Annotated in this window: 10 protein-coding genes; 3 read left to right on the top strand and 7 right to left on the bottom strand. The window is 58.4% G+C overall.

The window, feature by feature from the left end; genetic code table 11:
* Positions 1 to 404: 404 nt before the first annotated feature.
* Positions 405 to 545 (top strand): hypothetical protein, encoded by a 141-nt coding sequence (locus DXT59_RS31495; protein WP_116136819.1) that lies wholly within the window; start codon positions 405 to 407, stop codon positions 543 to 545.
* A gap of 303 nt (positions 546 to 848) precedes the next feature.
* On the opposite strand, the gene DXT59_RS10330 is transcribed toward DXT59_RS31495, so the two are convergent.
* From DXT59_RS10330 to DXT59_RS30540, 6 genes are all read right to left on the bottom strand, one after another.
* On the bottom strand, positions 849 to 1,535 hold the full coding sequence (locus DXT59_RS10330; RefSeq protein WP_162878025.1) for a hypothetical protein: 687 nt from the start codon (positions 1,533 to 1,535) through the stop codon (positions 849 to 851).
* Between the two features lie 722 nt (positions 1,536 to 2,257).
* A complete protein-coding gene (locus tag DXT59_RS10325) occupies positions 2,258 to 2,665 on the bottom strand; it encodes a hypothetical protein (protein WP_162878020.1) in 408 nt (135 codons plus the stop codon).
* A gap of 261 nt (positions 2,666 to 2,926) precedes the next feature.
* The gene (locus DXT59_RS10320; RefSeq protein ID WP_116136815.1) at positions 2,927 to 3,280 is read right to left on the bottom strand and encodes a hypothetical protein; all 354 of its coding nucleotides are present in this window, start codon (positions 3,278 to 3,280) and stop codon (positions 2,927 to 2,929) included.
* A gap of 823 nt (positions 3,281 to 4,103) precedes the next feature.
* Complete coding sequence (locus tag DXT59_RS10315) at positions 4,104 to 4,502, bottom strand: hypothetical protein (RefSeq protein WP_116136814.1); 399 nt, start codon at positions 4,500 to 4,502, stop codon at positions 4,104 to 4,106.
* A complete protein-coding gene (locus tag DXT59_RS30545) occupies positions 4,493 to 6,190 on the bottom strand; it encodes a patatin-like phospholipase family protein (protein WP_205417400.1) in 1,698 nt (565 codons plus the stop codon). Before DXT59_RS30545 ends, DXT59_RS10315 begins: the two co-directional genes overlap by 10 nt.
* Before the next feature lie 231 nt (positions 6,191 to 6,421).
* A complete protein-coding gene (locus DXT59_RS30540) occupies positions 6,422 to 6,892 on the bottom strand; it encodes a hypothetical protein (protein WP_162878023.1) in 471 nt (156 codons plus the stop codon).
* A gap of 420 nt (positions 6,893 to 7,312) precedes the next feature.
* Between DXT59_RS30540 and DXT59_RS30535 the strand changes: the two genes are divergently transcribed.
* Entirely contained in the window at positions 7,313 to 8,314 is a 1,002-nt protein-coding gene (locus tag DXT59_RS30535; RefSeq protein ID WP_162878022.1) for a hypothetical protein, read from the top strand.
* A 186-nt stretch (positions 8,315 to 8,500) separates the two neighbouring features.
* The gene (locus DXT59_RS10290) at positions 8,501 to 8,734 is read left to right on the top strand and encodes a tyrosine-type recombinase/integrase (protein WP_338065163.1); all 234 of its coding nucleotides are present in this window, start codon (positions 8,501 to 8,503) and stop codon (positions 8,732 to 8,734) included.
* Positions 8,735 to 8,768: 34 nt separating this feature from the next.
* Here the strand turns inward: DXT59_RS10290 and DXT59_RS10285 are convergent.
* Positions 8,769 to 10,846 (bottom strand): NACHT domain-containing protein (locus DXT59_RS10285; RefSeq protein ID WP_205417399.1); only part of this gene is annotated, 2,078 nt, incomplete at its 5' end.

The following is a 10,846-nucleotide window of genomic DNA, read 5'->3' as shown; positions in this document are numbered from 1 at the left end:
CGATCGTGCAGTTGAGCCCTGCCCAACCTTCAAAACCAGGTCGTCGGTCTGCACGTGCCCTCACCTAAGGCGTCAACGCCCTGCCCGTTCAGGCATTTTTCTTCTACGCTCTTGCCTTTGAAACCGAAAGAAAAACAACCTTAGAACCGGACACTTCTATTTAGCCAGCGCTCGGACATGTGAATCCGGCTTTGACACTTTTGGTCGGGAGCTGCATTTGCGGTCAAGTGGTAGTTCAACGGTTAGCGAGCGACGCGGTTGACGGATTAGATATTTCGACTGATTACGCGGATTCGGCCGCCGCAAGTTACAACCCGCAGTTGTCGGGGACCGGTGCGCCGGGGCGCGTATACTTACTCGCTTTCATTACCGTCATCACCGTCGCGAGACATCAAAGGTCATACATGAGCGCACTACCTCCCTGTCCGAAATGCAATTCCGAGTTTACGTATGAAGATGGGAGCGCCTACGACTCTTGCTTCGGCGATGCGCTCCGCCGGAACCGCACTAGCAACCATGCGCGAACCACAAGCGCAAATGGTTGAGGCTGGAACGGTGTTTTGAGCCACATCGCAGACTGAACGGACAAGTAGCCGGTGAAAGCGCACATCGGCCCGAACCGTGCGTATTCCGGTGAACGTGACCGCCGATTCCGGCATCGTGACCGCCGATTCCGGAAAGCCCGGAAATCGGTCACGTTCGTCCGGAATCGGCGGTCACGTTCGTCCGGAATACCCAAAAACGAAAAGCGCGATATTGGCGATGACGTCGAGGCTGTGAAGAACGCGGACGATAGCACGCCGTGCGAGCACGGTGTGGGGCGACCATAGGTGGCGTGTTTGCCGATTTCAGAGCTGCCACTTCGCGGCGATCGTTTGTGCGCGTTCAAGCAATCCCGCATCGCGCCTCGCGCGCTCCTTGGGTGTATGAATCAGGCGCTCAAAGCGATCCGGGGCAAAGATGATCTGCTTCTGGTAGATCGTTGGAGCAACCGTCGCGTCATTGGACGCCGTGAAGTCCTGGACCCGTAGCTTCATGCTCTCGTGCAGCTCGCCCGTATCCGCTTCAACTTCCATCCGATGATGCAGACACTGCAAGTCGATGGCAAACCAGGCGGAGCCCCTTTCCAGCCGTCCCGATTCAGAGACGCTCGCCTGCGGGACTTTTTCCCTGACGCGATCGGCGAGCTCGGCGTTTGCGCCGATTGCCTGGCCAAAAAGGGGCTGCGCTGGGCCAAAATAGGCAATCATCCAGGGCAAATTGCGCAGATGCGCGCCCGTGTAGCAAAAGCCGCACGAGTCGAACCATTGGTCGAGCATTCGCTCGGCAAAAGCATCAGAGAAGCGAAAGCTAAAATCGTCGCGCAAGATCAACACTATCCGAGCGAATTCCGAAACCGCAAGTTCAATCAGCTGGCGCGCAACCGGACCCATTTCCCGACGATCGCTCTTGCCGTGCGACTTGCGACTGAGCCGAAACGGACAGTGCTCAAGGTCGATCTGGTCGAACTCGAAGCCTTCGATGGGCGTCCCCACGTGGCTCCCGTAGGGGCGGGGGCTAGTCTCGTGCCTCCGGTACACGCCCTTCAATTGAATGGCATTGTCGCAGTACGGACACACAGCAAAGTGCTGGTCGTCGCCGCGCCGCTGCCCCTGACGAAACCATGGCGCCCGTCGTCCCAGACGTTCCTCCACATGCTCCCGTGTGACCGGGTAACAGGCCGTACGGCCTGCGCTAACCTTAAAGTGCGCCGTCATCGTTAACGTCCGTTACAAGTCTTTGCTGTGAAAACAGAAACTGATACGTCGTGCGTTGTGCACAACCGTTGTGATCAGGCCGCTCTCGTAACACGGCCAACCGGGCAACCAGTGGCTACGCGTTATCCTGTGCGGTCTGGGCCGCGCCCGTCCTTGCCTTGCGCCAACTCAGCGCGATAGGGCGGAGACGGTTCGGTAAACCGCCTCTTGGCAGCCCGGTACTCGGCTAGTCATCCACATGCCTCCCACGAAGGTCGTACCCTGGCTGGGCAAGATCTTACAAATTGCGAATGGCGTCGCCCGCCGTCATCACGCTCCAAGACGTACCGAGCATGCTGACACTGAACCCGGAGAACGACCGTAGGTACGGCTTGCGCCCGTTTGCCGCGACAACTGCCGGGGTATACTCCCAACAACCCAACGGCACGAGATACAGGCAAAAATGGGCGGAATCGAAATCAGGTCCATCGTTCTTTGCTCTCTGTGCCGTCGCTCGCATTTCACGCATCGTGGTCGCATCCAAAATGCGCGAGTTCGGCGAGACCGTCCTCGGCCCACTTCACGAAGGCTTCGATCTCCCCGCAAAGCGCGGAAAGCTCGCGCGCACTCGTCGTCGACTTCATCGAGCGCATCATCGACAGCCATGCCTTGCCGGTCATTTTGAAACCCTCGAGGATCGGCTTGCGCCGTTCCATGAAATGGATCTTGAACGTGTCGTGCAACAGGATCTGCATATCCGTCGCGCTGCGCCACATTTCCACGCTGCCCCGGATGAACGATGGGTCGAACTCCACGGTAATCGCCGCATCGACTGCCGACGACCTGGGGGACAAGAGCGCGCTCAGTTCGTCCGCCGCAGCAGCGTGAGCACCTGTGGCCGCGCCATCCAGCGGAGTCCCCGAGGGCATTTTGTGCGACTCCGCCGAGTCGCGGAGGATGTTCACCGCGAGGCGAATCGCGTCTTCAAAACTCACGTCAGCCATACGCTGTCCTAAGTCAACTCGTACTTATCGAACAGGCGCGGCTCCGTCGCACCCCGGTGTGGACGTGATCTCCCGCCGTCCGCCAGCGTTGCATCGTAGCGCTCCGTCTACGCGAAACCGCCGAACAAGCTCGCGAAGCGCGCGCTTTGTAGGCAAGGACATCGCCACGCCCGCCCTCGAATTCGATCACCGTCGGCCGGGGTACAGCGAGCTCAAGCGTAGGTAGATTGTTTCGGCCTTTTCCAGCATCTCTCCTATTTTTTTGTGCGCCGCGACGAAGACACTCTGCAGCTCGCTGCGACGGTGGAATTCGACGACTTCCTGCAGCAGCGCATGCAAGTGACGGATGCCTGCCAACGCGTTCTTCGCGGCGCGAATTCCGGCGTCGTCGAGAATCGCTTTTCCCGAACGCAGAGTGTTCAGGTTTTCAAATCGCGCCTCTGCCTCCGCGATCGCCTCCCGCGAAAACTCGTTTGCAACCCGCTGGTCGTCCTCGGCGCTACCACTGACGCGCATGATGGTCTCGAGCGTGATCTTCATCCTTTCCCCCGACTTGGCTTTTTAGCAATATCGAAACTTTAACCTGCGACCGCGCTTAGCAGCACGGTACTGGGGTACTCGCACGATTCACGCCCCCAGTCCCTTGGCGCGCCACGGCGTGCACAGCGGCACCATGAGCTTAGCCGCGCGGTTTCGTGGTACCCTCGGCGGGCGGCGATCGCGCGGCGCCCCTGCCACCGTCGGCGCGGGGCGCCGGAAAGCTGGCGCCGAAGGGCATCGAGTTCGCGCGCGTTTGCGTCGTGGCTCGCCTCGACGGCCTCGATCCGACCCCGCAGCGAATCGAACGCGGCCCGCGCGGCCGCGTTCGACTTGCCCGACAACGACGCGTCTCCCAGGGCGCGGGTACCAGGAACTTGCCCGCACTAGGCGCGTGCGCCCCCTCCTGCCGAACACGCCCATCTGACGGGGAAAACCGACGCGCCACTTCCACGGTCGCCGACTACCTTGTGAACGAGGTGGTAGTCCCGCCCGAAGCTAACCGCCAGATTTCGTACGAAAAGTGCGCTTACCCGGGTCACGGCCGCCCCTCGCTAGGCGAGGAGTTGTACGCCGATGCATCGCTTGCGAAAGCGAAGCGACACTTCCAGCACTGAGGACAGCCGTACGAGTCGAAGTGGATGAGCCTTAAATCCCCCGGGTAAAGCACGTTCGTAGCGAGGCGAGACTTTAAGGGCGTGCGCACTACCGAAACGCTGCCTGAAGGCACGACGACCGCGTGGCTGCAATCGGCGGAGGGAGCGATGTGGGGTAGAAGCGGAAAAGGGCGCTATCGCGCCCTTTTCACATCTGCTCGTGCGAGTAATTAGCCCCCGATCACAACCATGTCGCCGGAGCCGGTTGCCTCCTCGCGGGCCTCCTCGGACTCGCGCATAGCCTGATCCATCTTGGACCGAAGCTTCGCTGCTCGAAATCCCGGTGAGACGTAGACTCCGTATCCACGGGAAACGGGTGTGTCCGGTAGAACGGCCGTCCCCACGATCTTTAAGGGAGTGTTCTTGATGATTGTCACTTCATGTCCTCGGGAACCGGGTACGTCTGGCAGAACGGCCGTTCCGACGATCTTTCCGGGAACCGTTTTGATGAATGCCACTTCGTGAAGTGGCTCCTCGCCCTTTTCACCGCGAAGAACGACCTTTCCGCTCGCCGCGGAGACGGAAAACCGCCTTCCCACGCGGTAAGTGCCAGATTTCTTCAGTGCCATGGTGACGATGTGCTCCGCTGAACGGCCTCGTAGAGGCCACTATCGTTAACGTACACTAGCACAGTCTTATTCAGACTACCAACGAACGCGGCGAATGCATCGGACTGTGGGTCCACATCGACGTTTAAGCTCGCCCGGAATTCAACCACCACAACGAGCGGTCGCTCTATGCGGCCATTAACTCTAGGGAGAATACCGCCGGGCTGCCGTCGCGAACATGGCACCGTCAGCCGCCAGAACGGACCCTGCCACTCGCCGTCATCGACTGGATGCTCGAATGAGTATTGGCCTGATTGCCATGCCTCGGACACGTTGCCATCTGGGTCCGGCGGCACCTCGAATCCCCATCCATACTGCACCGCGAGACCGTCGTAGTGGCCACGGGGCTGGACCGCCAGCGCGGCCTTAACATCGAATTCTGCATCAGCGGCCCAGAGATGCGGCGTGCCAACGAGTTTGTCTTTCACTTCAGCGCATATGTCCTCGCAAGCCTCATCCATGAGTGCGGGGATAACCGTCAGATCCTGTCGAAGCCGCTCGCGAACCTTTGCGCGCGCCTGCGAAACAGCGTCACGAAAATCGCTCGGGCGGGCATCGAAATCCAAAAGCTTGAGCTTGCACGCGATCGGCACATGAACAACGTTCTCGACTGCTCGCATATCCAATTCCATCGTTCCTGCGATGACAGAAGAACCTATCGCGCCCAGCCAATGCCCCTCTCGTGGCGGCTCTTCAGAGAGCGTATCAGGGACGATGCCAAATGCGATCGTCACACTGTCGTCGACGAGCTCGCGTGCAGCATCAAGAGTCCAAACAGGAAGATTCGAGATGAAACCGCCATCGAGGAACCGCCGCATCTTTGTTTCCGCGTCGATACCACTGCGGCGGGTGCACGAGAAGCGCCACGGCCGAAAAACACCCGGCAGACAAATCGAAGCAGCGACCGCATCAGCTACCCGCACCTCGGGCGTTCGCTCAAGAGAAAAAACCTCGCCGCATTTGTCCGTGACGTTCGTTGCCACAATGCTTAGCGGTACTCCCCCGGCCCGTGCCAATTGTCGGAATGTTATTCCCCGCGATTCGTCCAGATTTGCGTCGCCAATTTTTTCTCGCAGTTTGCGCTCAAGCGCATACTCGATGAAATCGCGGACGCGTCTTACTGTGGTGATGCCAGTCGACAACCAGTAACCCAGTCCCACGACGACCAGACAGAGTACGACGCCGATTATTTTGGCCACGTCGGGGTGCGAACCGTCGAGAAACGAAAGTGCAGCAAACGCAAGCACGAAGGCCCCAATAACGACGGCAACGAAGTGTGGGGCGACCATACGGCAGAACCGCAGTACCTGCCACGGACCCCAGCCGAAAAAATCGATGGCCCTATTGAAACCGAGCTTTGGGCCGAGTGCTCCGAGGATATGCGTCTCCTTGTGTGCGTCGAATAACTCGCTGCCTTTATAGCCAGCGGCTACGAGCGCGGCCACCATCGCCCCCGCGGAGGTTCCCGCCACACCGTGAATTGATAGTTTCTCGTCCTCAACTGCGGTCAGCGCCCCGACGTGGACGATGCCCTTCGCTCCGCCACCTTGGAACACGAGGAACGTCGGAACCCTCTCGTCTTCCTGGGACAGCCGTGCCCAGAAAGGCAACGGCCAGAGCCAGTGCTCCGCAGTCACAACTTTTGTCACGCATCTAGTACTTGGCATTCGAGCAAGAAATGGTCTTTGAGTTGTTGGCCGCAGCAACAATGAGGTCCCCGGCGCTGGCGGCGCGAAATCGGCGAACCGCGATTGTAAAATTATTCGCTGACAGTTGCCCCGTCGTGCCCGCAAGCGCGTGCGCACTTGGGTTATGTCGTCCCCAACTCCGTCTCGGTTCGGCCGCAAGCGATTTTTCAGCTACCTCGGCCTCGAACGGTTTCACGCCCCGGGCACCTTAGTACGATGGGAATTGCGCAAAGGCACAACGAGTTTCGCGACGCGGCCCTTGGCTGGCCGCCTGTCTCCAGGCGCCCGCACAACCGTCGACGCGGGGGCGGCAGCAAGTTGCTTCCGCAGCGCGTCGATTTCCCGAATCAAAGCGACGTTGGTCGCCTCGACGGAATTCAGGCGCCCCTGCAACACCCCCACCTCTTGACGGGCATCACCGAGTTGCGTGCGCAAGCCCTCGGCTTCGGCCCGGTGCGTCTCATCGCGTAGCTCGAGTTGGCGTGTTGCGGCGACTAGATCCTTTTGTAATCGGGCAGCCGCGGCGCGTTCGCGCTCGATCTCCAAGAGGGCGCGCTTCTCGGCCGCCTGCAAGCGCGCCTCCGACCGCTGCCCGTCCTCGCGCATCTTCTCTAATTCCAACGCGAAATCCGCCCGCGCCTGCGCCAGGGCCGCGTCGCGCACGCCATGCTCCGCCCGCAGACGCGCGACGTCGAGCCTACGCACGGTGCGCGATAACCTTGGGCACGATTCGATCAATACCACGAGCCAATACGCGCACGAAGAGGAGGATCGCCGTCACGACGAGACCACGCAAAGCCATCGGTTGAACTGGCGCTGAGCGAAACGTTTCGAGCTGCGGGCCGCGCGATGTCTGGCGAATCTGCCCCAACGCGCCCGGGCTTGGACGTCGCTGAATGTCAACGACGCTCACCACTGCGCGTCAACATGTCTCTGCTAGTCGGGGCCCACGAGGCGAGAAAGCGAACGCTAAAGCAGCGATCATCAATATCCGCTTGAATGGGCCGAGTTGGGCTTATATCAGCCTTTCGGATACCCCGAAATTCGTCTATATTCGCTAAGCACCCACCAAGCGGAGTTACTTTGGTCACCTTAAACAAAGAAGCGTTTAAAAACGTCTTGGCCGAGACATTTGCCCGCGCGATGCCCGAATTCGCACAAGCGAACTCGGCATTGGTCGCGGCAGCGACCCACCAACGCCATAAGGTGGCGGACCATTATCTCCAGGAGCTTTATGATGCAGCTAACGAAGCCTCGGCGAACTCAATGGCTCGAAAATATTTTATTTACAGGCTACTCGTAGAAGGACAAGCCGCATATAGAGTTCTTGGCCCCCTCGTGTCTACACGAAAGAATGCACTCGCGTCAGTCCAGGTAGAACCGCACTATGCTAAGGATATTCATTGTGATATCAAGTTCTATCCTGGAATCACACAGGAGCCACTTAATATTTTCGCAGGACTGTCGACAACAAATACCCGAGGAAATAAAAGAATCATCGATCTCAATACAATTTTTGTTAGCTTAGAAAACGATGGAGTAATTCATACCGCGGCATTTAGCGGGAGCCAAGATTCCTCTTCCTTGCCAACGAGGTCGCAGCATCTCGCAAGAGCTACGACGCATCTAGCAGTTCAGCAGACAACCTCCCGGGCAGATCTGCTGGCGACGCCAACCAAGCCACCCGCCCGCCCGGTCCTGAAAGAGGTTCCTAGTCCCCTATCGGCAGCTATCAGCATAACCCATTCGCCGAATGCACAGGAGCGTGCGCGACAAGCGCAAAACATCTTTCCGTCGGGCGCCAAACCAAAGAAAGGTGCCTTGAAAGACAAGGAGGAGGCAAAGGCCCTAGTTGAGCGGCTGTTGGAAGATGCAGAGAAGCTCACGGAAGCTGGAAATGTGCACTATATGCAACTGATCGGCAGTTATGAAAAAATGTGGGAGACTTACTATCAGGGGGAGGAAGATCCATATGAGGTTTCTAAAACTTTGGAAGATTCGCGCAAACGCTGGAACGAATTTAGGTCTGAGCTTGTAAGGGGAATAAAGGGTCTCCGTAGCGAGATCAATCGCCTTTCCAAATGATGGCAATTGGAAAGGCGACGGCAGTAATGAAGATGAATGATCGGCAAACCGCGCTCACTATGCTGTTTCGCCGATCACATAGTTGCAAGGCCCCCGGCGTCAAACCAAAACCATGCATAACTCGATCAAGGCGGCCTTCCCGAATACGCGAACACCGCGGACTGGATCGAGACACGGGGCTGGTCCGTGGACGGTGAATCCGTCGAACACGCGGCGTGCCTGCGCGCGGCGTCTGCACACTGGATGCGCCATACGGCCCCGCCGCACATGCTGGACAGCCAGACGGATCAGACGGATCTTCGCACGGTGCGCGACAACCTCGGGCACGATTCAATCAACACTACCAGCCAATACGCGCACGAAGAGGACGATCGCCGTCACGACGAGACGACCCAAAGCCATCGGATGAATTGGCATTGATCGACGGAACGCGAGCATGGACTGTGGCGAATGGTCAGGCGACCGGCCCGGTAATCCTCGACACATCCGCATCGTCTGCGATATCAAGTGGTTCATCGTCGCGGACGCTGTACATCCGTCGCGTCCGGTCGTCGACTTTGACCACGTTGAAGCGCTCACCCCGAGCTCGGACGATTTTTTCGACCGTTTCACGTGTTTCTTTGCCCTTCACCGCTTCAATGGCCTTGGTTGCTGCGAGCGCGAGTTTGGTTGGACCTTTCTGCTCGGATCCCGACGGTTCGATGATCGCATACGGCGTCACGAGAGCCTTCAATTCTGGGTCGTCGGCCTCTGTGAGGTAGTCCGAAGTCACGTTGTCGTAGAGCAGCTGGCATGCCGTTTTGATATCAATCTCAACGATAATGCCGTCAGTGACGTTCCTGGTTTTTCGCATACAACTGCTGAGTACTTCTTCTAGCACACCATATTTCTGACTTGCGATCGTCAGCGACTTGTCGACGTCCCCGGGCTCTCTCACCCGTTGGGCGACGCGCAGCAGGAGCGCGGCAACGAACGCCTTAGTTGCCGTCCGAGAACCCCCATGCGCCATGCGCAAGAGGCACAACGCAGCAAGCGATGACGTTTCCCTGTCCCGTGAAACAATGGCATGGGCGAGAATACCGATTGTTTCGACGTCTGATAGGGGCCAATCGGCCGCGCCGTCATGGGTGATGCCGAGAATAGCGATATGGGCAGGTGAGCACGCGTCCGATTTTGCGGCGGCCGCGATGGTCTTAACGAGTGCAACATCTGACTGAAAATACCGGAGATACTCGACGCTGAGCGGACCTGAACATGCGGTTAACGTCTCAAACCATTTCGCCAGGTGGGTCTGGTCCGGAGCTTCATCCAGGAAACCTCGAATATCCGGGGTAAGTGCGGCGCTGAGGGTGACATGCTGGTCAGGTGTCAGTTGAATGGTACGGAGATGGTCTGCGACCAGGAACTCCTGAAACGACCGATGCGCAAAGTACAGGACGCCAGCTTCCTTCTCTTCTGTAAGGCTCGAAACGATGTACTCATTCAGTTTGGCGGCCGTATCGGCCGCATCGCCATCCGGCAGGCGCTCTACGAGATAAGGAGGTATCTCATCTCGGTTGAAGTACCCTTGGCCCTCACCCGACTTCGTCCACGACCACCAAGCAAGGTTCTGCTGAAACGAAAACCTGGGCTCAAACGGAATGATGGCACGTGCCCGCTTTTCCTCCATGTCGCGATCAATTACCGCGCGGATAAAGGTGTCATACAGCGTATATTTCGTGAATCCATCCAGCATGAAGCTGGGGTTGTACGCAAGGTCCGCGACTATTCTCGCTTGTACGGGCCGGCTCAACAGGTCGGCGCTGACCTTCGAAACGATCTCGCGAACACGAGAGTCGACAAATGCGTCCGCCGAAAGGCCTGATACAGCTTCAATGCCGCGCGCCGACAACAAGTGACGTAAATAGGCCCGAAGGAACGACTCGACTTCTTCCTCATTGAAAAACGCGATTTCTTCCTCGCGCCACGTTCCGAAGTTTGGGTCGTTGACCATTTGGGATCCAACCCGTCGCATGCCACGAAGCACATGCGTTCGAGCTTCGGTTGGCAGAGCGTTCGGGCGGCCGAGCAGCAGGACCTTTGCTCTTGGTCCCAACAGTCGGTTGAACTCTTTGAACGTCGCGCGGAAATCAGCGAGCGACATCGCATGCTTCATCTCGTCAAACCCATCCAGGATGACAAGCAGCCGCCCTTCCGCGTTGAGGTGCATCAGAGTCTGGAACCGGAAATCCGTCGCCGGGTGACGCGCGGTGAATTCTTTCCCGAACAGCGCTTCAAGTTGCGTCTCGTGTACGACCTGCCCTAACCGAATCAAGATAGGAATGCGTTCGGTCGGGTCGTTCCGGTGCCGTTCGGCCTGCTGCGAAACAAGTCGAAGTGCGAGGCTTGTCTTCCCTTTTCCGTAGCCGCCAAGAATGGCCATCGGAGTCGCGTCGTCAGAACGCAGAGCTAAAGTCGAATGTGGTGTACGGGGGAGTTGAGGCGGGAAGTTGAAGGCGGTGGAGGTTTCAGCTGAGAATCTGATTGTCGAAG

Origin of the sequence: Trinickia diaoshuihuensis, assembly GCF_003390925.1 — a bacterium.
In the GTDB taxonomy this organism is placed as follows: Bacteria; Pseudomonadota; Gammaproteobacteria; order Burkholderiales; family Burkholderiaceae; genus Trinickia; species Trinickia diaoshuihuensis.
Note: the sequence above shows the minus strand (reverse complement) of the source record. Positions and strands in the feature narration are given on the sequence as shown.

Excerpts from the sequence above, each read along its gene's own strand:
- DXT59_RS10325 (WP_162878020.1), bottom strand. The coding sequence starts at position 2,665 with ATGCCCTCGGGGACTCCGCTGGATGGCGCGGCCACAGGTGCTCACGCT.
- DXT59_RS10320 (WP_116136815.1), bottom strand. The coding sequence starts at position 3,280 with ATGAAGATCACGCTCGAGACCATCATGCGCGTCAGTGGTAGCGCCGAG.
- DXT59_RS10315 (WP_116136814.1), bottom strand. The coding sequence starts at position 4,502 with ATGGCACTGAAGAAATCTGGCACTTACCGCGTGGGAAGGCGGTTTTCC.
- DXT59_RS31495 (WP_116136819.1), top strand. The coding sequence starts at position 405 with ATGAGCGCACTACCTCCCTGTCCGAAATGCAATTCCGAGTTTACGTAT.